Genomic DNA, 23,968 nt, shown 5'->3' with positions numbered 1-23,968 from the left:
TACGAGGAACAAGATCAGTAAGCTTCAAAATGGAGATCTTCTCCTCCAGATCATTTTCAGACAACTAGACTGACTCGCTTACGTTCAGCCGAGAACGTCAATGGATTTTGCCAATTCTCGACCGCAGTTGCAAAAAAAAGACTAACTTGCGCCAAGCATTAGGCCCGAAGCGGTAGACCGCAGAATTTTCCTCCTCTTACCGTGGATTCGTCAAAATCGCGTTGCCAGGCAAAAATTCTCACTATGAGCCACTCTCAGCTAGCCCACCTCGTTCAATATACAACTGCTATTGTCAACTCAAACCCTCAAAACATTAAAAAGGGAGCTGGTCAACCTCATTTTGATGATGACTAGTGTTCAAATTCGGTCTTATGTGGCACAGTATCTGCCAGCATGTTAACTTAGCAATAGATATTCTGTAGGTGCTCACATGGCCAGTACCCAATTGGAAAACATCAGCCAGGCTCAAAAAGAACGCCTGTTTCACATCGACTTCAAACTCCGTTTCCTCGGGGCGGTGTCCCGTGCTGATCTGTCTAACCGGTTTGGAGTCAAGGCGGCTGCGGCAACTAGAGATCTTTCGCTGTACAAGGAATTGGCGCCTAACAACCTTGAGTACGACACCAAAGCTAAAATCTACAATCCTACCCAGGGGTTCACGCCTCTATTCAGTTGCTCTCAAAACCAGGTATTAGCTGCACTCAGCCAGGGTTTGGGTGATGATTATGTTGGCACTCATCGCCCGCTGATTACAGCAGAGTCGCCCACCCAACTCAATCCTCCGCAAATTGATGTTCTAGCGGCTGTTAGCCAGGCGATTCATCGAAAGAAAGTACTGCATGTTCAGTATCGATCTCTCTCCAGCGGACCAACTAGCCGAGAGATCGCCCCCTTTGCTTTGGTGGACAACGGCCTTCGGTGGCATGTCCGGGCGTTCGACCGAAAACGGGAACGATTTACCGATTTCGTCATTAATCGCATTACCAAGCCGCGTTTAGTGAAAGACAAACTTCTGGGCAATTACGAGAGCAAAGAAGCTGATATACAGTGGAACCGCATCGTGGAAATGCACCTGGTCCCCCACCCACAGCTCAAGCACCCAGAAACCATCCAGCATGAATACGGCATGCACAAGGGAATACTAAAAGTTCAGGTGCGCGCCGCTGTTGCTGGCTACGTCCTGCGTCGCTGGAATATTGATTGTTCAGAGAACCACGAACTGAACGGGTCCGAGTACCATCTCTGGCTTAAAAATCATCAAACTTTATATGGTGTGGAAAACCTGGTCATTGCGCCCGGCTTTAAGCGAATCACGGACACAGCAACAGGCGGTCATGGTGAAGCCGTACTGACAACCATGGAATGGAGTGATGCTGAATGATCAAACTTGAAGACATCAAAAAAGACGCCCAGATTCGCGGCGTGCAGGGCAACGAAGTTGTCCGGGTTATACAAACTGAAATGGTGGGTGAGCATGCGCTCACGATTTACTACAAGGACAGTCAGGGCCACCTGAACGAGCAGATGCTTTTTCGTTCCGACGAAGCTCGCCTGGAACTGGCAGAAGCAGGCCGCCCGTGGGCTTTTGATGCTCCGGGCGCTGACTTCAAGCTCGGCCTGGAAGCCTACCGAATCACCCAAGCAGCACTGTTCGACCCCATGATGGCCGTACACACCTCCAACGTCGAACCGTTACCGCACCAAATTTCAGCAGTCTACGAGCACATGTTACCCCGGCAGCCCCTGCGTTTTGTGCTGGCAGACGACCCAGGTGCCGGCAAAACCATTATGGCAGGTTTGCTGATCCGTGAACTGCTTATGCGCGCAGATGCCAAGCGAATCCTGATCGTTTCACCTGGCGGTCTAACCGAACAATGGCAAGACGAAATGCTGGAGAAGTTTGGAGTCGCCTTCGAGATTTTTAGCCGTGAAAAGCAGGAACAATGTGCCTCTGGTAACTTCTTTGATGAAGCTGACCAACTTATATGCCGGTTAGACCAGCTATCTCGCAACGAAGATTTCCAGGAAAAACTCAAGAATACTGAGTGGGACCTGATCATTGTCGACGAAGCACACAAGCTCTCAGCAAATTACTTTGGCAATAAAGTCAACAAAACCAAACGGTTCCAACTCGGCGAAATGCTCGGCTCAATAACTCGTCATTTTCTCCTGATGACTGCAACGCCACACAACGGCAAGGAAGAGGACTTCCAGATCTGGCTGTCCCTTTTGGATGGCGACCGCTTCTACGGCAAGTTCCGTGAAGGTGCACACAAGGTCGATGTCTCCGACATGATGCGTCGTATGGTCAAAGAAGAACTACTAAAGTTCGACGGAAAACCACTTTTCCCAGAACGACGAGCATACACCGCAAACTATGAACTGTCTGATGCCGAAGCCGAGCTTTATGCGGAGGTCACCAACTATGTCCGGAACGAAATGAATCGGGCAGACAATCTCGATGGTAAGCGGAAGGGTAACGTTGGATTTGCTTTGACCATGCTGCAACGCCGGCTGGCCTCCAGTCCAGAAGCTATTTATCAGTCGCTGAAGCGTCGACGCAAGCGCCTGGAAACACGCTTGGACGAAATGAAATTGGTCGCACGAGGTGAGGGCCTTCAAAAAACTAGGCAGAACAGCGTAGCAGAAACTCTGGGCGAATATCAGATCACCAAGCAAATTGATGTGCCTGACAACATTGATGAGATGGATGAAGAGCTCAGTGCCGAAGAGTATGAAATGGTAGTGGACCAAGTAGTGGATCAAGCCACTGCTGCTGAGACCATTCCGGAACTGGAAGCGGAAATCGTAATTCTGCAAGACCTGGAATATCAGGCTATGACCGTGGTGCAGTCTGGCAACGACAAAAAGTGGGAAGAGCTTTCCCACCTGTTGCAAGACCGACCAGAGATGTACACATCCGGTGGTAGCCGCCGCAAGCTCATCATATTTACCGAACACAAAGACACACTAAATTACCTTGTTCAACGCATTGGCGGACTACTAGGTGATCCTAGCGCTGTCCTTACCATTCATGGTGGCACCAACCGCGACGCTAGACGCAGGGCCCAGGAAGAATTCCGCAACAATCCTGACCTGTTAGTACTGGTGGCAACGGATGCCGCCGGTGAAGGTGTGAACCTGCAAAACGCCAGTCTCATGGTCAATTACGACCTGCCTTGGAACCCAAATCGGTTGGAGCAGCGCTTTGGCCGGATTCACCGAATCGGACAAACCGAAGTCTGTCACCTGTGGAACCTGGTCGCCAATGAGACTCGGGAAGGCGATGTATTCCAAAAGCTGTTCGACAAGCTAGAAATCGAGAAACAGGCTCTAGGCGGCAAGGTGTTCGATATTCTGGGAGAAGCCTTCGAGAACAAATCCCTTAAAGAACTGCTAATCGAAGCTATTCGCTATGGCGAATCGCCCGAGGTGAAAGACAAACTCAACCAAGTGATTGACGGAGCACTGGACACAGAGCATCTGAAGGAAATAATACGCCGTAATGCCCTTGTAGAGCAGCACATGTCTCTGGAAGACCTATACGCTGTGAAGGAGGAGATGGAAAAGGCCGAAGCCCGCAAGCTCCAGCCTTACTTCATCCGCGCCTTCTTCACTGAAGCCTTCCAAACTCTGAGCGGAGAAATGCGATCCAGAGAAGCAGGCCGTTACGAGGTCCGTCATGTACCGGCAGCAATACGTGAACGGGACCGCATTATTGGCGAAAGCCGTACTCCCGTGCTTAAGAAGTACGAAAGAATCTGTTTCGAAAAGCAGCTTGTCCGAGTGCCGGGCAAGCCCATGGCCGATTTAATCCACCCTAGTCACCCGTTGATGCACGCTGCAACCGACCTGATTCTTCAGGCGCACCGCAGCAAACTCAAGCAAGGTGCAGTGCTCGTAGATCCGAATGACGAGGGCACTAAGCCGAAGATTCTCTTTATGGTGGATCACACCATTCGCGAGGGCATGAGCGACGGCGGAGACAAAGACAGCGGAAAATCAATCGTCGCCTCTCGTCGGTTACAGTTTGTGGAAATCGACCAGCATGGTGAAGCTTTCCATGGGGGGTGGGCACCTCATCTCGACTTGCAGCCTATTGATGCATCAGATCTCAATGTGGTGCAGGATATTCTAAATGCTCCATGGATAACTGGAAACCTAGAGGGTCTCGCTCTCAATCACGCCTCTCAAAATCTTGTGCCAGAGCACTACAACGAAGTGAAAACCCGGCGGGAACTACAGGCTGACAAAATCCATGCTGCAGTTCATGAGCGGCTAGTCAAAGAAATTAACTACCTTTCGGGCCAGGCTATAAAGTTGGACGAGGATGTAGCAGCTGGCAAGCAACCACGCCTTCAACCAGAGAATTTCCGACGTAGAGCGGAAGAGCTTACAGCTCGCCTGAACCAGCGAAAAAGTGAACTAGATGCAATGAAAAGCGTGGTGTCCAGCACCCCGGTCGTGATCGGCGGTGCTCTGGTCATTCCTCAAGGCTTGCTGGCCATGCGCAATGGCGAAACCCCTTTCACCGTCGATGCACAGGCTCGGGCTCGTATCGAACAGGTAGCTATGAAAGCAGTTACAGATCATGAGCAGGCTTTGGGTCACACAGTCAAAGATGTCTCCGCCGAGAAGTGCGGCTGGGACATTACGTCTAGGCTCCCGGCGAATTCAGACGGCTCATTGCTGCCAGACCGGCATATCGAAGTCAAAGGCCGTGCTAAAGGCCAGGAAACCATCACAGTCAGCCGTAATGAGATTCTGTACGCCCTAAATCAGGCCGACAAGTTCTGGCTCGCCATCGTGATTGTGGACGGCAACAGCTATGAAGGCCCGTTCTACGTGAAAAACCCATTTACAACTGAGCCCGACTTTGGTGTTCCTTCTGTTAACTATGAACTAAAATTTCTGATATCAAAAGCAATACCCTTGGAGCCAGGCGCATGAGAATCGATAAACTGCGTTTAGAAAACTTCCGCTGTTTTTCAGATATTGAGATTGATCTCAACGAGAACCTTACCGTTCTAGTGGCAGAGAATGGTCAAGGTAAGTCAACACTGCTTGATGCCATCCGGATTGCATTGTGGCCGTTTGTCAGCAGTTTTGATTTAGCAAGATCGACCTTTAATGACCCAGGTAACGCTATTGCCATCAACGACGTTAGAATGAAACGCATGTCAAGCAGTGATATGGCACGCCAACTACCTGCTAAAATTGAAGCCACTGGAGATTTTGGGAATGGCGAGACATCCAAGTGGATTCGATACCGTGATAAAGAAGCTAGAGCAACGAAAACGAAAGACGATGGAGACACTGCTAAGCTAAAAAAGTGGGCGTCCAAAATTCAAGCTAAAGTTCGTGATGACAAAGCACAAAGTCAAGAACTTCCGGTTTTCGGCTATTACGGCACAGGAAGGCTCTGGGCACAAAAACAATTGAGGCATAACCTGAAAGGTAAAGATGACACTAGAGATCCAAATTTCTATATACGCACTTTCGCATACTTAAATTGCCTTGACCCAGCATCCTCTTACAAGCACTTTAAAGAGTGGTTCACTTGGGCTTTCGAGAGTCTGCGTGAACAGCAGATTAACAAACTGGAAGGACGCTCCAATCTAAATGAATTAGAAGCAGCACATGACCGAATACGAGTAGTACAAAGGGCCACTGATTCATTCCTCCAACCTATGACAGGCTGGTATTCACTTGAATATAGCGTAAGTCGCGAGAAGTCTCTAATTTTACATCACGATGACCATGGTATTCTTGATGCCGAACAGCTCAGTGACGGGATTCGCAGCATGTTAGCTATGGTGGGCGATATTGCATACCGGTGCATCAAACTTAATCCCCATTTAGGAGTGGAAGCGGCCCAAAAAACTCCAGGTGTTATTATGATTGACGAAGTAGATATGCACCTGCACCCACGCTGGCAACAAGTTGTACTTGGACAGTTTCGGGAAGCGTTCCCGAAAATCCAATTTATTGTAACAACACACAGCCCTCAAGTGCTTACAACTGTACCGTCTGATTACATTCGAATTCTGCGAGACAATAAGGTCCATGGGGCTCCGCCTGGAACCGAAGGAGCTGAACCAGAGCGCCTGCTTAAGCAAGTTCTTGGGCTAGAGGAAATCCGCCCCCCAGCAGTCCGGGCTACAAAGGAATTAAAGGAATATCTTTCTTTGGTTGATCGGGACCAATGGAGTAGCCCTCGTGCGGTAGAGCTAAGAAACTTGCTAGATGAACGATATCAGGGCTATGAGCCTGCGCTGCTAGATGCGGATCTTCAAATAGAAAATCGCAAATGGGAGCTGGGTAAGTGAAGCGTGTAACAATCTTAGGCGAGCCGCAAGAGTTAACAGAATTCCGGAGAAAACACCCCTTAAGCACATGGAAACAAATGCGTGATGATGGAGAGGGCAGGATAGCTTATAACATCGTGCGACATAGGCTGAGTCAGGAACAAGGTGGCCTATGTTCATTTTGCGAAGTCGGAATTCACAGTAATGGACCACTCAGATGCAGGGTTGAACACTTCCATCCAAAATCTGACAAATCTGTGGCACATAACTGGACTCTAGACTGGGAGAATATGTTGGCAGTATGCATGGGTGGTTCTCAGCGTCATCAAGCTCGGCCCTACACGATGGAACCGCTTGAAGAAAATCTGAGCTGCGATGCCTACAAGGACAAGATGATTCAGTCCGGCAGTCTCCATGAACAATGTGAAGGGTGGATTATTAATCCCAAAGAAATACCTGCCTTCCCGCGGCTATTCTTTTTAGAGAGGAGTACCGGAAGGCTGCTACCGGATGATGAACAATGCAATGTCATTGAGATTGAGAACAATCAGCACCCAAACACTCGCTCACTGGTTCAAAACACCATCGACATGTTGAATTTAAACTGTGACCGCCTTTGTGAAGCACGTCTAAGAGTAATTTGGAATATTGAACGAAATAAAAAGAAATTGCGTGAACAAGGCAATAATCATGAGCAGAGTCTCAACGAATTAGCCAATCGCTACTTTCGACAGCAATGGCCAGTTTTTTTTACGACTATTCGTTTTTGCCTAGGTACTACAGCTGAGCAGTACTTAAATGACACAGGATTTCAAGGTTGAACATGCAGCAAATAAAATCTCCAAAAAAACTGATCGAAGTTGCGCTTCCGCTGGATGACATAAACATCGCTGCTGCTCGCGAGAAGTCCATTCGGCATGGCCACCCTAGTACTCTCCACCTGTGGTGGGCACGTCGTCCATTGGCAGCGGCTCGTGCTGTATTGTTTGCACAGCTGGTGAATGATCCGGGCTATCAGCGGGAACTGGGGTATGGCGTCAACAAAAAAGAGGCTGAAATCAAGCGGGAGAAACTGTTCCAGATAACCCGCGACCTGGTGAAGTGGGAAAATACCAACAATGAGGAAGTTCTTAACCGAGCCCGAGAGGCCATCTGGAAAAGTTGGCGTGAAACCTGCCACCTGAATCGCAACCATCCACAGGCGACAGAGCTATTTAATCCTAATAAGTTACCCGCTTTCCACGACCCCTTTGCCGGTGGTGGAGCCATTCCTTTGGAGGCCCAACGTTTGGGGCTAAAAAGCTACGCCAGCGACTTAAACCCAGTGGCGGTGATGATCAATAAGGCAATGATTGAGATCCCGCCCAAATTTTCCGGGAAAGCTCCAGTGGGTCCGCCGCCTGATGGCGAAAGGCAGCAGACTATGATGGAAGACTGGGCTGGTGCCAAGGGATTGGCTGAAGATGTCCGCCGCTACGGTCACTGGATGCGAGAAGAAGCTTTCAAACGTATTGGTCACCTATATCCTAAAGTTCGAATCACCAATGAGATGGTTGTTAAAAGGCCTGATCTGAAAGCCTATGAAGACGAAGAGCTGACAGTGATTGCCTGGCTGTGGACCAGAACAGTGAAGAGTCCAAATCCAGCATTTAGCCATGTGGAAGTGCCACTAGCGTCCAGCTTTGTGCTGTCCAGCAAAAAGGAAAAGGGTGTATATATTGAACCTGTTGTTGAGGGTGATAAGTATCGCTTTGAGATTAAGTTAGGCACTCCACCTGAGGAGGCGAAAAATGGCACAAAAACTTCGAGAGGAGCAAATTTTTTCTGCTTACTATCAGGGTCTCCAATGGATGGAAAACACATTAAAGGAGAAGGAAAGGCTAAGCGGATGGGTACTCGTCTCATGGCTATCGTGGCAGAAGGTAAACGTAGTCGAGTTTACCTAGCTCCAACCGAAGAAATTGAATCTGTTGCAAAAAGTGCCCAACCGCATTGGAAGCCTGACACTCCTATAGCACCTGACCCCAGAGCATTATGGACTCCTCCATATGGCCTGGAGACATATGGCGATATTTTCACCCCTCGCCAATTAGTGACGTTAGCAACTCTCTCCGATCTAGTGCTGGAAGCCCGAGAAAAGGTCATTTCTGACGCTAAGGCCTTCGGCCTTCCAGACAACGATCTAGGCCTCGCACAAGGTGGATCAGGAACTACAGCTTATGGGGAAGCGATAGTTGCTTACCTTGTCTTTGCAATAAGTCGGAGCGCTGATAGAGGGTCAACGATCTGTTCTTGGGACTCTAGCCCGAAGATGGAAGCATTACGAAACACCTTTGGGCGACAGGCGATTCCTATGACATGGGACTTCGCAGAGGGTAATCCTTTTTCGCGGTCCAGCGGGAACTGGATCAACAATGTTGACTGGACTAGCAAGGTTGTTGGTAAGCTTCCTGCTTCTGCAGAAGGGTATGCTGGTCAGAATGACGCAGCCACGCAGACTGTTAGTCAGAATAAACTGATCTCAACTGACCCTCCTTATTACGACAATATTGGATATGCTGATTTGTCGGACTTCTTTTATGTTTGGATGCGCCGTTCATTGCGCAAGGTTTATCCAGCGTTGTTCGCTACCATGGCTGTTCCTAAAGCTGAAGAACTGGTAGCCACTCCGTACAGACACAAAAGCAAAGAGAAAGCCGAAACCTTTTTTATGGATGGAATGACTCGTGCCATTCACAATCTTGCTGTTCAAGCACATCCTGCATTCCCAGTTTCCATCTATTACGCTTTCAAGCAATCAGAAACCAAAGAGGGCAGCACTACAAGCACCGGGTGGGTAACATTTCTTGAGGCAGTGATAAAGGCAGGCTTTTCAATAGATGGCACTTGGCCAATGCGAACTGAAATGGCCAACCGTATGATTGGCTCAGGAACCAACGCTCTAGCGTCCTCAATCGTACTGGTCTGCCGCAAACGTGAATCAAACGCCGATTCAATCTCTCGCCGCGACTTCCAACGCCAGTTGCGGGATGAAATGCCTGAAGCCTTAGAAACGATGATCGGAGGTCAAACCGGCCAAACCCCCATCGCCCCGGTAGATTTGGCTCAGTCTGCAATCGGTCCCGGTATGGCAATCTACTCCAAATACGAGGCGGTACTGAACCAAGACGGCACAAGCATGAGCGTGCACGATGCACTGGTGTTGATCAACCGCGCTATCACCGAGTATCTAAGCCCAGACTCAGGCAGTTTCGATGCTGACACTCAGTTCTGTTCAAGCTGGTTTGAGCAATACGGCTGGAGCCATGGCCAATTCGGCGAGGCAGACACTCTTGCTCGTGCAAAGGGTACGAGTGTCGATGGTGTTAAAGCAGCCGGCGTGGCCGAGTCCGGCGGCGGCAAGGTACGCCTGCTACGTTGGAACGATTACGAGTCCGAGTGGGATCCCTCCAAAGACGACCGAACGCCTGTATGGGAAGCCTGCCATCAGATGATTCGTCGGCTGAACAACAGCGGTGAGTCCGCTGCCGGCGAGCTGCTCGCAAAAATGCCGGAGAAAGGTGAAGCCATCCGTCAACTGGCTTATCACTTATACACCTTGTGCGAGCGCAAGAAATGGGCCGAAGAAGCCCGAGCATATAACGAGTTAATTGCCTCCTGGCCCGCCATCGTTGTAGCCTCACATGACATCGGTCATGCAAGAGAACAGCAAGGTCTAGATTTTTAGGAGCTGGCATGAAGAATAAAATCGTCTCGATTCGAAAAGTCGTCAATTACCTAAACAATGAAGAGTATGACGGCGGCTTCTGGTTGCCCAACATTCAGCGGCCATTTGTGTGGGATACCGAACAGATAGAGAAGTTGTTTGACTCGATCATGCGTGAGTACCCTATTAGTACACTTCTTGTTTGGAGAACTAACTCCACCATCAGACGCCGTAAGTTTATCGACTGCTACTCGGATGGACTGAAACTCTCTCAGTACCAGGTGCCGGAGGACAAGCGGACGAAGCTTCTAGTACTGGATGGGCAGCAACGGCTCCAAAGCTTGTTTATTGGGCTAAAAGGTAGCTACAACAAGAAAGAACTGTACTTTAATGTGTTCAGTGGACAACCAACTTCCGCCGAAGAGATGCGCTACAAGTTCAGATTTTTATTGCCATCCAAAGCTATCTTTCCCTGGGTCAACTTCAAAAAGCTTGTTCTTAGCAATTCAATGCCCAACGATGTAGCTGTTGAACTTGAAGCGCTAGCAAAGCTGCCTCTATCGGATGATCAGCGTCGGCAGTTGATGCGCAACGTTTGGAAAGTACATCAGGTTTTTGTGGCGCAGGAAGCTGTTAGCTACCAGGAGTTAGACAGTGTCGATGATCCGGACCTTTATCAGGAGGATGATGTTGTAGAAATTTTCATACGGGCCAACTCTGGCGGTACCAAATTGGGGAAATCCGATCTTTTGTTTTCCCTGTTGACAGCCTCTTGGGACGATGCTGATGACGCCATGGAGGTGCTGCTCTCCGAGCTAAACGCCACAGGGTACAAATTCACGCGAGACTTCATTCTGAAGACATGCTTGGTATTGTTAGGTAAGGGTGCCGCTTACGATGTGAAGAAATTTCGGGATGAGGAAACTCGCCAGCAAATTATTGATAAGTGGGACTACATTTCGGCGGCAATCAAAGATGTGCGAGACTTTCTGTATGGTAAAACGTTCATACGGACCGATCATGCTCTGCCCTCCTACCTCGGTATGATTCCTGTCATTTACTTCCGCTACCATTTTCCAGATAAGTGGACCAGCGTACGACGATTGGACACTTATTTCCTACGCACACTGCTAAGTGGTGCGTTTAGTGGTCGGCCTGATGGACTAATTGATAAGTGCGTAAGGGGGATTAAGGAAGAAGGCAAGTTTGATGTGAAGGAAATATTCGGCGTGATCCATGATGACGGCCGTAACCTGGATGTTTCCGCAGATACTCTTTTAGGTGCGAGCTATGGATCTAAGACGATCCATTTGATATTCAATCTCTGGTATCGCCAGTTTGATTATGCGCCAACCTATGAAGGTAACCTGCCTCAGATAGATCACATTTTCCCCCAGTCCCGCCTTAAAGATGTTAAGGACGCCAATCCGGAAACCGGGCGGCAGTCGCTAATGCGGTATCCTGCGGCAGTAAGAGATCAGATTGCCAATTGCATGCTTCTTTCAAAAGATGAGAATGGTTTTCAGGCGAAGAACGATACCTTCCCATCAGACTGGTTTGCTGATAAATCAGAGTCTTACCTCGATATGCATCTAATTCCGCGCCACTCCCAACTATGGGAGTTCTCGAACTATGAAGCTTTTATTGAAGCCCGGAAGGAACTGATTCTAGAAAAGTTCCAGCATCTACTTGACGGAGCGAACGAGCAAGCTGAAGCCTTAGACGGACGAAACGAGAAGCAAGAAGATGAACATCAAAACTATCAGACGCCAAGCGCCAGGGTAGAAGTTATCGATCGGACTACGGTTTCAACAGTGGAATCTGTAGATGTAGGGCTCACGAGAACAGAGGAGATAGTATCGCAACCGTCTTCAAGAAATGCGGAAAACTTACCTTTGACAACCCAGGCGCTCATGGAAGAAATTTTGGTACCCATAGCTCCGCCGACAAAATATATAGCTGGCTTTCGCACGGCTGATGGTAAAGAGATAGCCTACGAGCGCGGTAAAACCACAATTACCCTATGGACTCAACCTGTTGATCTAGAAGGGGCGGAAATTGAACCCGTGAGAAGCTATGAGCCCCATACTCCAAGAAACTCGAACCTGAACAGAAAAAATACACCAGCACTGAAACTTGGTAATCCGGCGCTCGTGTGGCACTTATACGACACGGATGAGCTTCTTGATTTTATCAATTGGTACAGTAACGCCGAGCTTATGAATGCGGAGGTAACAGTATAATGAGCCTGAAACCCTGGCGAGAAATCGCCCGACCACACAAAGATGTTCTGGAAGGCTCCTTCAAACAATCTGAATTTGCCGCCGACATTTCACAAGTCTCCGGTGGATCTGCGCCTGATGAGTATCAGAACGCAGAGAAATTTTTCTCACGAACCTATATTACTGAGGGGATGCGCCTTTTGCTCATCTCCGTCGCCCAGCGTCTGGCAGGTCATGGTGGTGATCCAGTTGTTCAGCTTCAAACAGCTTTCGGTGGTGGCAAAACACATACCATGCTGGCCGTCTACCACCTTGCCAGCCGTGAAGTCAGTACCGATAAATTGATGGGCATTCCTCCAGTGTTAGATGAAGCTGGCATCAGTGAGCTACCCCGAGCGCGTATGGCGGTGATTGATGGTATACGCCTATCGCCCAGCCAAGCTCGTACCTACGGCTCTACAACTGTAAATACCCTTTGGGGCGAACTAGCCTGGCAGTTGCTAGGCGAGGAAGGTTTTGCCCTGGTCGCTAACAGTGATACCGACGGTACATCACCGGGTAAGGAAGTTCTTAAAGAACTGTTAAACCGCGCCGCGCCCTGCGTCATTCTGATCGACGAGTTGGTGGCCTTTACCCGGCAGCTAGAGCTGGGCAAGCAATATATAGCTGGCACCTTCGACAGCAACATCAGTTTTATTCAGGCCCTCACCGAAGCACTCAAGGCCGTGCCCAATGCAATTTTACTAGCCTCCTTACCAGAATCTGAGTTAGAGGTGGGCGGTACCATGGGCCAACGCGCTCTGGAATCGCTGGAGACATACTTCGCCCGTGTGGAGTCTGTGTGGAAGCCCGTGGGCTCGCGTGAGGCTTTCGAAATCGTGCGCCGTCGGCTATTCGAAAGCTCCGGTGAACGTGCCGAGGTCGAAGGCATAAGTAGACAATTTTCGGACTTTTACCGGCAGCATGCTGACAAGTTCCCGGTTGAGACCCAATCGAACGAATACTTTGAACGTCTTTGCTCCTCTTACCCGATACACCCTGAAGTGTTCGATAGACTTTATGAGGACTGGTCCACACTGGACAAATTCCAGCGAACCCGTGGTGTACTTCAGTACATGGCCATCGTGATACATCGCCTGTGGAACTCCGACAATCGGGACGCGCTTATCATGCCTGGTTCGTTGCCACTGGAAGACACCAATGTGCGCAACAAGAGCATTCACTATCTGCCACAGGGCTGGGAGCCGGTTATTGAAAAGGAAGTGGATGGCCAACGTTCTATCCCCGCTGACATTGACGGCCACCAAACTTTGTTCGGTGGCGTCCAGGCTGCTCGGCGCACTGCACGTTGTATTTTTTTAGGAAGCGCTCCTTCCAGTCAGGAACAGATGATACGCGGCATTCAAGCCGAGCGGGTGTTACTGGGTACTGTGCAACCGGGTCAGACAATAGGTGTTTTCGAGGATGTACTAAAGCGGCTGCGGGATCGTTTGCACTACCTATACGCCGAACAGGACCGCTATTGGCTGGATACCAAGCCCAACCTGCGGCGGGAGATGGAAAGCCGCAAACAAAATATCAGTGAGCGTGATGACTTGATTCCCATGTTAAAAGAGCGGGTTAGTCGGTCGTTTGGTAAAAGTCACCACTTCGGCGGCATTCATGTCTTCACACCTTCAGTGGATGTTCCAGATGACTACGGCACTGGCCCTCGCCTAGTCATTTTGCCCACTCAGGCTGGTTATAGCCGCACTGAGACTAACCAGGCCATTGGCGAAGCAGAAATGATTTTGCGCAACCGTGGTGAGCAACCGCGCCAGAAGCAGAATCGTTTGATTTTCCTAGCGCCGGATTTTGACGTTGTCAGCCGATTGAAGGAGCAAGGCCGGATTTTCCTGGCTTGGCGTTCAATCGTTGTAGATATTGAGAGTGGTGCGCTCAATCAGGATCTGTCACACCTGAATCAAGCCAAGCGTAGTCGTGACGTAGCAGAACAATCGCTTACTCAGCTTATTCGAGAAACCTGGAAGTGGCTCCTGGCTCCTGTTGAGGATTTTGTGAAAAACCGGCCGTTGCTTAAATGGGAAGTAGTATCCGTTTCGCCGACTTCACCTAACCTCATTCAAAATATAGAAGAAAAGCTCAAGGAAGAGGAGTGGATGGTGTACGAATGGTCTCCCATTCATCTGCGAAAAATACTGGCGGACTGGTACTTGAAAAACAGTACAACAGAAGTCAGTGCATTGAAAGTTTGGCAGGACACATGTCATTACCTGTACCTTCCAAGGCTGATTAACGACGAAGTGTTTCGCAATGCTATTAGGCAGGGCGTGGAAACCGAGGATTTTTTTGGTTTTGCCTCCGGTAAAGAGGACGGTCGCTACCTGGGATTCAGCTTTGGTAAAAGCTCAATTGCTCCGTTGGATGAGTCCTCCATCCTCATCGAGCGAGAAGCGGCTGCCAAATATGCACAGAAGCTGCGCGAGTCTGATCAGCCAGCATCACAACCAGGAGGCATCGAACCAAACCTTCCGGGAACCAGTATTACAGCTTATCCAGATAGCTATTCTGCTGACAGCAATGAACTTACGAAAACCATTGGAGCCGTGCCTGCTAGCTCTTCTGGTTCGCCTAAAACCCACTTCTACGGAACCATTAGCCTTGATGCCGTAAAGGGGAAAATGGACTTCGCAACCATTATGGATGAAGTCGTACAACAATTTACGGCCCAGCTTGGGGTTGATGTAACTATCTCTGTAGAGATTGAGGCTCGCAAGGAGGACGGTTTTGATGAGTCATTACAGCGAACAGTAAAAGAGAACTGTAATGTGTTGAAGTTCAGTTCCTCAGAGTTTGATGAATAGTTTATGTTGTTAAATGGGTTAGATGAGGATTAATCCACCTGACACCGCTATTGTATGCCATATGACAACAGTTCATCGCGCTTACTCACCTACCAAATCGGTAAGTGGGTGAGCACTTTTTTAGGTGCGCATAGAGTTCAAAACGATTTAATTTTGCTCATTTATTAGAATTTATGATCATTGTTGCTTGTTTGACACTTTACAACACCCTCGCACTTTATCACAGACTCTATCTGGCGGGAGCTTGCAATACGTCAGCACCTGCCTCGCAATGCAGTTCTAGTTAGTCGAAAGTAGTGCAGGCCTACCATCGATAAATGCAAACCAGGCAGCAAAGATGGGTTCGCCAGAGGCTTAAATCTTCTTCGTTCTCCACTACGCTCGTCTTTACCTTTGCATTGGTAACAAAGATAACGAGTCTATCATAAGTAATATTGATTATTATCACTAAATGCTAATGATTATTATTAATATTAAAAGGAACTAGTTTCTTCTTGGCTTTCAACAAATCCATATAGTCCGCCCACTTTTGCATCATATCCTTACGTTCATCAAGGTATTGTGCGTGATGGGTATAGGCTGCCCGCACGCCGTTGCGCTCCATGTGCGATAGCTGGCGCTCAATGGCATCCGGATTGAATCCGGTCTCGTTCAGCGCCGATGAGGCTGTAGCTCTAAAACCATGAGGCGTTGTCTTGGATTTACCTTGTACTGTGCCATCATAGCCCAGCACCCGGAGCGCCTTGCCCAGGGTATTCTCAGACATCGCCCTCGAACGCTCACGTTCAGATGGGAATAAAAGCCGATATTGGCCAGAGATCGGCTCAACCTGTTCAATAACTGCCAGTGCCTGATTAGAGAGAGGGACAATATGGTCGGTCCCCATCTTCATTCGCTTGCCAGGTATCCGCCAAAGCCTTTGCTCTAGGTCAAACTCTTCCCATTCAGCTCCGCGCAGCTCCCCTGGCCTTACAAAGGTTAGAACCAATAACTCTAACGCTAGCTTGGTCAGTAGCCGACCATGCTTAGTATAGTCTTCGAGCTCATTCAAGAACTTGGGCATCTCTTTCAGAGGCATAGAAGGTCTGTGGCTTCGCTTCCTGGCTTTAAGCACACCACTCAACTCTGAGGCTGGGTTGACCTTTAGAATGCCCACCTGGACGGCATAGCGGCATACACGACGAACGTCCTGAAGAACACGCTCTGAAACATCCAAGGCATTACGTTCTTCCACTTTACGGATGTTGGCGATGATCTGGTCCGGGTTTACCTCAGCAATAGGAAGGCCGCCGATTTTACTCAAGATGTTGTCGTCCAGTCGCTTCCAGACCCGGTCGGCATGGTGCTCCGTCCAGGTTCCCTTTTGGTGGTTCCACCATTCCAAGGCAACTCGCTCAAGTGTGTTTTCGTTGGCCTGCCCTATGCCTAGCTTGACCTGTATGCGTTCTTGAGAGGGATCTATGCCTGTAGCGATCTTTTGCTTCGCATCAAGCACCTGCAGTCGGGCCTGTTTCAATGTGACCTTGGGGTAGACTCCTATTGCGAGCGTCTTTTGTTTACCGGCAAAGCGATACTTCAAGCGCCAGTACTTAGCGCCATTGGGCTTTATCAAAAGCCGCAGGCCATGCTCGTCTGATACCCATTGATCTTTTTCAGCGGGCTGGAAACCCTTGATTTGCTTGTCTGTCAGAGCCATTTGGTGCTACCAACCAATAATCGAACCGGTGTAGCACCAACTGTAGCACCACTTAGGTGGAGAAGTGAATAAATCTCTATGGAACAGCGTGGACTTTGCAGATACAAAAAAGCCCCGATATACGGGGCTTTGAGGACGTTTACGGAACTCCGTAGACGTTGATTTGGTACCAGAGGCCGGACTCGAACCGGCACAGTGTTGCCACCGGGGGATTTTGAATCCCCTGCGTCTACCAATTTCGCCACTCTGGCTGAGTGGGAGGCATTCTAGCGAAAATTCCTTTCGCGTCAATGGTTTGAGGCGATGTTTCTGCGCTATTCACCCGTCTCTGCCGCTTTCCGGGTTGGTATTCAGGCCGGGCGCAGGCGCCAGTTGATGGTTTCGCCAGCGTAAAACGGCACAATGGCTTCGCCATGCCCCAGAGTAATGCGCTCCGGCACCGTCCAACTTTCGCGCACCAGACGCACCGTGCCTTCGTTGCGCGGCAAGCCGTAGAAATCGGGTCCGTGCTCGCTGGCGAAACCTTCCAGTCGTTCAAGCACACCCATCTCCTCAAACACCTGAGCATAGAGCTCCAGGGCCGACCAGGCGCTGTAGCAGCCGGCACAGCCACAGGCCGATTCTTTCCTGTGCTGTTCATGCGGAGCCGAGTCGGTCCCCAAAAAGAACTTGGGTGAGCCACTGGCAACGGCGGCGCGCAGCGCTTCCTGGTGACTGCGACGCTTCAGCACCGGCAGACAATAGTTGTGGGGCCGTATGCCGCCAACCAGTAAATCGTTGCGGTTCAGCAACAAATGCTGGGGCGTGACGGTGGCAGCCAGGGTGTCCGGGCCCTGGCTGACAAACTCGGCCGCGTCGGCGGTGGTGATGTGTTCGAACACCACTTTCAATGAGGGGTGGCGCTCTACGATGCCGGCCAAGTGCTGGTCAATAAAGGCCTTTTCCCGGTCGAAGATGTCGATATCCGGGTGGGTTACTTCGCCGTGCACCAGCAACAGCAGGCCCTGCTCCGCCAGGGCTTCAAACACCGGGTCGAGGCGGCTCAGCGCGCTAACCGCGGCACTGGAATTGGTGGTGGCGCCGGCCGGGTACAGTTTCGCGGCAACCACGCCAGCGGACTTGGCGGCCCGAATGTCGTCAGCACTGGTGGTATCGGTCAAATACAGCGTCATCAGCGGTTCAAAGCGGTTACCGGCGGGCCGTGCGGCCAGAATGCGCTCCCGGTAGGCTAGCGCCTGTTCGGCTGTGGTGACTGGCGGGGTGAGGTTCGGCATGACAATAGCCCGCTGAAAACACCGGGCCGTAGCCGGAACGGTTTCAATCAGCATGTCGCCGTCGCGAAAATGCAGGTGCCAGTCGTCGGGCGTGCGCAGTAATAAGTCGTTCATGCTGAATCCTGAGCCTGGAAATGCGGAGGCCATAGTCTAACAGGCTAACATCCCGTCTTACACAACCGACGCCGACCATAGAGCCCGACCGCCCTTTCAGCTAGAATAGCGGCCCTTTTATCAACAGGTGCCCCGCATCCGGCCATGAACGTCAGCGATTTCGATTTTACCCTGCCAGATGACTTAATTGCCCGCTACCCGGCCGAACAGCGCACGGGCAGCCGGTTGCTGCAACTCGATGGCCCCACAGGCCAGGTCTCCCACCGCCAGTTCCCGGACATTCTCGGGCTGATCGAACCCGGTGATCTGCTGGTGTTCAACAACACCCGGGTCATACCGGCCCGGCTGTTTGGCCAGAAAGACAGCGGCGGCAAGGTCGAAGTGCTGATCGAGCGCATGACCGGTGACAGCTCGGCTCTGGCACACGTGCGGGCAAACAAAAGCTGTAAGCCTGGCACCCGGCTGACGATGGAAGGCGGCATTGAACTGGAGGTCACCGGCCGCGAGGAAAACCTGTTCAGGGTAAGCTGCCAGAACCCCGAGCCCCTGGTGGACTTGCTTGAATTGCACGGTCACATGCCCCTTCCGCCCTACCTGGAACGTGAAGATGCCGAGAGCGATCGCGAGCGTTACCAGACCGTTTACGCTGAGCGCAAGGGTGCGGTGGCAGCCCCGACCGCCGGCCTGCACTTCGATGCAGCCCTGCTGGACGCCTTGCATGCCAAGGGTGTGCAGACTGCCTTCGTCACCTTGCATGTAGGCGCGGGTACCTTCCAGCCGGTTAAAGCCGAGCGCATTGAAGACCACGTCATGCACGCCGAATGGATCGAAGTACCGCCCAACGTCGTAGAGGCGGCCGCGGCCACCAAAGCTCGGGGTAACCGGGTGATCGCCGTCGGTACCACCAGCGTGCGCTCGCTGGAAACCGCCGCCCGATCTGGCACCCTGCAACCCTTTACCGGCGACACCAACATTTTCATTTACCCGGGGTACGACTTCCGGGTCGTCGATGCCATGATCACCAACTTTCACTTGCCGCAGTCGACCCTGATCATGCTAATCAGCGCCTTTGCCGGTAAAGAAGCGGTGCTGGCGGCTTATCAGGCCGCCATCGATGAACGCTACCGCTTCTTCAGTTATGGCGATGCCATGTTCATTACCCGCAAACCCCTGTCTGCACCCACCAACCAAGAGACCGACGCATGAGCCGCACCTGTTTTATGACATTCGACCTTGCCAAAACCGACGGTAAAGCACGGCGCGGCACCCTGAAGTTTCCCCGGGGCGAGGTACAAACCCCCGCTTTCATGCCGGTTGGTACCTACGGCACCGTGAAAGGCATGACGCCCCAGCAGGTAGAAGAAACCGGCGCGCACATCATTCTAGGCAACACCTTCCATTTAATGCTGCGCCCTGGCACCCAGGTCATTGAAGAACATGGTGACCTGCACGACTTTACCGGCTGGAAAAAGCCGATGCTGACCGACTCCGGCGGCTTTCAGGTGTTTTCACTGGGCAAGATGCGCAAGATCACCGAAGCGGGTGTTACCTTTCGCTCACCGGTCGATGGCGCCAAGGTCGAGCTGACGCCAGAACGCAGCATGGAAGTACAGCGCGCCCTGGGCTCCGATGTGGTGATGATTTTTGACGAGTGCACCCCGCACCCGGCCACCCACGCCGAGGCCAAAAAATCGATGGAACTCAGCCTGCGCTGGGCAAAGCGCTCCAAACAGGCCCATGGCGACAGCCCATCGGCGCTGTTTGGCATTATTCAGGGCGGCATGTTCGAAGACCTGCGCGATGTCAGCCTGCGCGGGCTGACCGAGATCGATTTCGACGGCTATGCCATTGGCGGCCTCAGCGTTGGCGAATCCAAAGAAGACATGATGCGCATTCTGGAGCACGTCACCCCATCAATGCCGGAACACAAGCCGCGCTATTTAATGGGTGTTGGTACGCCGGAAGACCTGGTGGAAGGCGTGCGCCGGGGCGTCGATATGTTCGACTGCGTGATGCCGACCCGCAATGGCCGTAATGGTCACCTGTTCACCACCGATGGCGTCATCAAGATCCGCAACGCCCGGCACCGGCACGATACCAGCCCGCTGGATGCCGACTGCGACTGCTACACCTGCCTGAATTTCAGCCGGGGCTACCTGCACCACCTCGACAAGTGCGGCGAGATGCTGGGTGCGCAGCTCAATACCCTGCACAACCTGCGCTATTACCAGCGGCTGATGGCTGGTTTGCGTGCGGCCATTGAAGCGGGTAAATTGTCGGCCTTTGTGGATGACTTCTACCAGCGCCGCGGCCTGGAAACACCGGTACTGGCAGACTGAACGACCCGGTGCATTGAATGGGAATGGCACTGCACAGGCCTTGTGGCCGTCTCAGGTGCCCCCATAACGTCACTCAGAACTGAATCTGGCTATCCGAAGGCGCCTTTGGTCATTCGAATACCGTTACAACACTTATAAACCATTTGGAGTATTACCATGAAAAAACTGTCCGCCGCTCTGCTGGCCATGACCCCGGCACTTTCACTGGCGGCCCCGGCGGCTGGTCAGCCCAGCCCCTGGCAATTGCCGATCATGCTCGGCATCTTCTTCCTGATTTTCTGGTTGATGGTATGGCGCCCGCAAAGCAAGCGCGCCAAAGAGCATAAAAACCTGATCTCCTCACTGAGCAAGGGCGATGAAGTCGTAACGGCTGCTGGCATTACCGGCAAGGTCACCAAGGTAACTGACGACTACATCACAGTCGAAGTCGCCAACAATGTTGAACTGACCTTCCAGAAAACGGCTATTTCAGCAACCCTGCCCAAGGGAACGCTGAAAGCGATCTGATCGACCCATCGTCAGGTCTCGTCCCGGACGCGACCGACTTGTAGCCCCGGCTCAGGCATTCAGACCTGATGGCCGGGTCTACCCAGCTCAGGAAGGCCTCATGCTGAACAAATACCCCCTGTGGAAATACGCCATTATCCTGTCAGTACTGGTGTTAGGCGTGCTCTACAGCCTGCCCAACCTGTTTCCGGCCGACCCGGCCATCCAGATTCAGGGCGCCGAAGCCGGCGTGCAGATGAACGATACCACCGTACAACGCACCGAACGCCTGCTCGATGACGCCAATATCGATCACTTTGGCGCTGAAATTAATGGTCAGTCACTGCTGATTCGCCTGAACAGCAACGAAGACCAGTTAGCTGCCAAAGCCGCTATTCAACGTGGCCTCGGCGGCAACTACATTGTGGCGCTCAATCTGGCACCCACGACGCCCAACTGGCTGCTGGCTCTTGGCGCTCAGCCCATGTCGCTGGGCCTCGATCTCTCCGGCGGTGTGCATTTCCTGCTGGAAGTCGATATGGATCGTTTCCTGGAGAGCCGGCTCGCCAGCTACGCCGCCAACATTCGCACCACCTTCCGCGATGAAAACATCCGCTACCGCGGCGTCGATGTGCTCGATGACGGCTCCATCCAGGTGCTGCTGGCCGATGAGGATTTCAGAAGCGAAGCCGACACCTGGCTACGCCGCAACCTGCCTGAATTCCAGCGCTCGGACATCGAATCACGCGGGCTGCCTGGCCTGATCCTGACGCTGACTGACGAACGCATCGCTGAACTGGAAGACTATGCCGTCAGCCAGAACCAGACCACCCTGAATAACCGGGTGAACGAACTGGGTGTGGCCGAACCGCTGGTTCAGCGCCAGGGCCGCAACCGCATTGTGGTGGAGCTGCCCGGCGTACAGGACACAGCCCAGGCCAAGAACATCATCGGCAAGGCCGCCAACCTTGAATTTCGCCTCGAGTCACGCGATGGCCAGGGCGAGGTGTACCCGTTCCGCGACAGCAACCGTACCGCCATGCTGGAGACCGATGTCATCGTCACCGGCGATAACGTGACCGATGCCCGCACCTCCTATGATGAGAACGGCTTGCCTCAGGTGTCGGTGAACCTCGATGGCGACGGCGGCTCCCGTATGGGTCAGACGACCCGTCGCTCCATCGGCGTACCTATGGGCGTGCTCTTTATTGAGCAGAAATCCATTCTCGAAGGGTACGAAGAGGTCGATGGCGAGCCCGTGCCGATTTACGACTCGGTCGAAGAGCGTGAAATCATTTCACTGGCCACCATTCGCGGTGCGTTTTCCAACAGCTTTGTGATTACCGGACTCGACAACGCCCAGGAAGCCTCAGACCTGGCCCTGCTGTTAAGAGCAGGCGCACTGGCCGCTCCCATGCAGTTTGTGGAAGAGCGGACGGTAGGCCCAAGCCTCGGTGCCGAGAACATTCGCATGGGCACCCAGTCGGTCATCATCGGCTTTGCGCTGGTGATTCTGTTCATGCTCGGTTTCTACAAGGTGTTCGGCATCTTCGCGGCTGTCGCACTGAGTGCCAACCTGGTGCTCATTGTTGCGGTCATGTCGATGATGGGAGCGACCCTGACTCTGCCCGGCATTGCCGGCATCGTACTGACGGTCGGTATGGCGGTGGATGCCAACGTGCTGATTTTCAGCCGAATACGTGAAGAAATTGCTGACGGGCGCTCCCCGCAGGCGGCAATAGACGGCGGCTACAAAAGTGCTTTCTCGACCATTTTCGATGCCAACCTGACCACCCTGATTGTGGCGGTCATTTTGTTTGCCATCGGCACGGGTCCGGTTAAGGGCTTTGCGATCACGCTCTCGGTCGGCATTGTTACCTCCATGTTCACTGCCATCATGCTGACGCGTGCTCTGGCCAACCTGACCTTTGGTGGTCGGGTGGTGAAGAAGCTGCCCATTTAAGGAGCCCGTTATGTCTGATTTGAAAGTGCTTAATTTTATGGGCCACCGCAAGACACTGGCGGTTGCTTCACTGGTGCTGATACTTGTTTCACTGGGGTCACTGGCCGTTCGGGGGCTGAATTTCGGTCTCGATTTTACCGGCGGTGCCCAGATAGAAGTCGGTTATGAGGAACCTGCCGATGTCGAGGTCATTCGCAATACCTTGAACGGAGCCGGTTACCGGGACGTGGTGGTGCAGTATTTCGGCAACAACACCGATGTGCTGATCCGCATGCAGGAAGACAACAACCCGCGCCTGGGTGACGAAGTGCTCGCCTTGCTGTCGGAAACCCGTAATGACGTAGAACTGCGCCGGAACGAGTTTGTCGGCCCCCAGGTGGGTGAAGAACTGCGTGAAAACGGCGGCATTGGCATGCTGGTCGCGCTGGGTGTGGTGATGGTTTACATCGCACTGCGCTTTCAGTTCAAGTTTGCGGTCGGCGCTGTGGCAGCCCTGGTTCACGACGTTGTGATCGTGCTCGGTTTCTTCTCCATCACACAGATGGCGTTCGACCTTACCGTGCTGGCGGCGATTCTTGCGGTCATCGGTTATTCCCTGAACGACACCATTGTTGTGGCCGACCGTATTCGGGAAAACTTCCGCATGGTAAGGCGCGATGAAACCGACTATCTGATCAACCTGTCGCTGACCCAGACCCTGGGCCGTACCCTGATCACGTCATTAACGACCTTGCTGGTACTGGTTGCTCTGGGCATCTTCGGTGGAGAGCTGATTTTCGGTTTCGCCATGGCGCTGTCTGTCGGTGTTCTGGTAGGTACCTATTCTTCGGTTTATGTTTCCGCCAACGTACTGATGGCCCTGGATCTGACCAAACAGGATCTGATGCCACCGGAAAAATCGGACGACCCGGAAGAGGAAGACATTCCTGCCTGGCTGACCGATGTCGACGGAGACGAAACCAGCAAAGAAAAAAGCTGAGGTCTGCAGCGCCCTCG

The 23,968-nt window shown here is 52.0% G+C and carries 14 protein-coding genes and 1 tRNA gene; 12 read left to right on the top strand and 3 right to left on the bottom strand.

Annotated elements, in window-relative coordinates; genetic code table 11:
- The first annotated feature begins 430 nt into the window (after nt 1–430).
- Genes ACHUE7_RS04395 through ACHUE7_RS04365 form a run of 7 tightly spaced genes read left to right on the top strand, consistent with a single transcriptional unit; the run spans nt 431 to nt 15,100 of the window.
- The gene (locus ACHUE7_RS04395) at nt 431–1,381 is read left to right on the top strand and encodes a helix-turn-helix transcriptional regulator (RefSeq protein ID WP_394168918.1); all 951 of its coding nucleotides are present in this window, start codon (nt 431–433) and stop codon (nt 1,379–1,381) included.
- The gene (locus tag ACHUE7_RS04390) at nt 1,378–4,950 is read left to right on the top strand and encodes a helicase-related protein (protein ID WP_394168917.1); all 3,573 of its coding nucleotides are present in this window, start codon (nt 1,378–1,380) and stop codon (nt 4,948–4,950) included. Before ACHUE7_RS04395 ends, ACHUE7_RS04390 begins: the two co-directional genes overlap by 4 nt.
- Nucleotides 4,947–6,329 carry an AAA family ATPase gene (locus ACHUE7_RS04385; protein ID WP_394168916.1) on the top strand — a complete coding sequence of 461 codons (1,383 nt, stop codon included), beginning with the start codon at nt 4,947–4,949 and terminating at the stop codon, nt 6,327–6,329. The genes ACHUE7_RS04390 and ACHUE7_RS04385 overlap by 4 nt, the downstream gene beginning before the upstream one ends.
- Nucleotides 6,326–7,129, top strand: a complete 804-nt coding sequence (locus tag ACHUE7_RS04380; protein WP_394168915.1) for a retron system putative HNH endonuclease — start codon at nt 6,326–6,328, stop codon at nt 7,127–7,129. Before ACHUE7_RS04385 ends, ACHUE7_RS04380 begins: the two co-directional genes overlap by 4 nt.
- 2 nt (nt 7,130–7,131) lie before the next feature.
- Complete coding sequence (locus ACHUE7_RS04375) at nt 7,132–10,035, top strand: DUF1156 domain-containing protein (protein WP_394169155.1); 2,904 nt, start codon at nt 7,132–7,134, stop codon at nt 10,033–10,035.
- Nucleotides 10,036–10,043: 8 nt separating this feature from the next.
- Nucleotides 10,044–12,257, top strand: a complete 2,214-nt coding sequence (locus ACHUE7_RS04370) for a GmrSD restriction endonuclease domain-containing protein (RefSeq protein ID WP_394168914.1) — start codon at nt 10,044–10,046, stop codon at nt 12,255–12,257.
- The gene (locus ACHUE7_RS04365) at nt 12,257–15,100 is read left to right on the top strand and encodes an ATP-binding protein (protein ID WP_394168913.1); all 2,844 of its coding nucleotides are present in this window, start codon (nt 12,257–12,259) and stop codon (nt 15,098–15,100) included. The genes ACHUE7_RS04370 and ACHUE7_RS04365 overlap by 1 nt, the downstream gene beginning before the upstream one ends.
- Before the next feature lie 454 nt (nt 15,101–15,554).
- Here the strand turns inward: ACHUE7_RS04365 and ACHUE7_RS04360 are convergent, their stop codons facing one another.
- From ACHUE7_RS04360 to pyrC, 3 genes are all read right to left on the bottom strand, one after another.
- Nucleotides 15,555–16,796: a tyrosine-type recombinase/integrase gene (locus ACHUE7_RS04360; protein WP_394168912.1), complete on the bottom strand. Its 1,242-nt coding sequence runs from the start codon at nt 16,794–16,796 to the stop codon at nt 15,555–15,557.
- Between the two features lie 164 nt (nt 16,797–16,960).
- A tRNA-Leu gene (locus ACHUE7_RS04355) sits at nt 16,961–17,047 on the bottom strand.
- Between the two features lie 99 nt (nt 17,048–17,146).
- Nucleotides 17,147–18,184 (bottom strand): dihydroorotase, encoded by a 1,038-nt coding sequence (gene pyrC, locus ACHUE7_RS04350; protein ID WP_394168911.1) that lies wholly within the window; start codon nt 18,182–18,184, stop codon nt 17,147–17,149.
- Nucleotides 18,185–18,328: 144 nt separating this feature from the next.
- Here pyrC and queA point away from each other — a divergent pair, with 144 nt between their 5' ends.
- The 5 genes from queA to secF all read left to right on the top strand — a co-directional run bounded on the left by queA (nt 18,329) and on the right by secF (nt 23,951).
- Entirely contained in the window at nt 18,329–19,390 is a 1,062-nt protein-coding gene (gene queA, locus ACHUE7_RS04345) for a tRNA preQ1(34) S-adenosylmethionine ribosyltransferase-isomerase QueA (RefSeq protein ID WP_394168910.1), read from the top strand.
- 14 nt (nt 19,391–19,404) lie between these two features.
- Complete coding sequence (tgt, locus tag ACHUE7_RS04340) at nt 19,405–20,523, top strand: tRNA guanosine(34) transglycosylase Tgt (protein WP_394169154.1); 1,119 nt, start codon at nt 19,405–19,407, stop codon at nt 20,521–20,523.
- Between the two features lie 156 nt (nt 20,524–20,679).
- Entirely contained in the window at nt 20,680–21,030 is a 351-nt protein-coding gene (yajC, locus tag ACHUE7_RS04335) for a preprotein translocase subunit YajC (RefSeq protein WP_348474150.1), read from the top strand.
- A 100-nt stretch (nt 21,031–21,130) separates the two neighbouring features.
- Nucleotides 21,131–22,972 carry a protein translocase subunit SecD gene (gene secD / locus ACHUE7_RS04330; RefSeq protein WP_348474149.1) on the top strand — a complete coding sequence of 614 codons (1,842 nt, stop codon included), beginning with the start codon at nt 21,131–21,133 and terminating at the stop codon, nt 22,970–22,972.
- A gap of 10 nt (nt 22,973–22,982) precedes the next feature.
- Nucleotides 22,983–23,951, top strand: coding sequence for a protein translocase subunit SecF (gene secF / locus ACHUE7_RS04325; RefSeq protein ID WP_394168909.1), 969 nt, complete (start codon nt 22,983–22,985; stop codon nt 23,949–23,951).
- Nucleotides 23,952–23,968 lie beyond the last annotated feature (17 nt).

The sequence above is a fragment of the Saccharospirillum alexandrii genome, assembly GCF_043641555.1.
Taxonomy (GTDB): Bacteria; Pseudomonadota; Gammaproteobacteria; order Pseudomonadales; family Natronospirillaceae; genus Saccharospirillum; species Saccharospirillum alexandrii_A.
The sequence above is the reverse complement of the archived record's forward strand: the minus strand, read 5'-3'. Positions and strand labels throughout refer to the sequence as shown.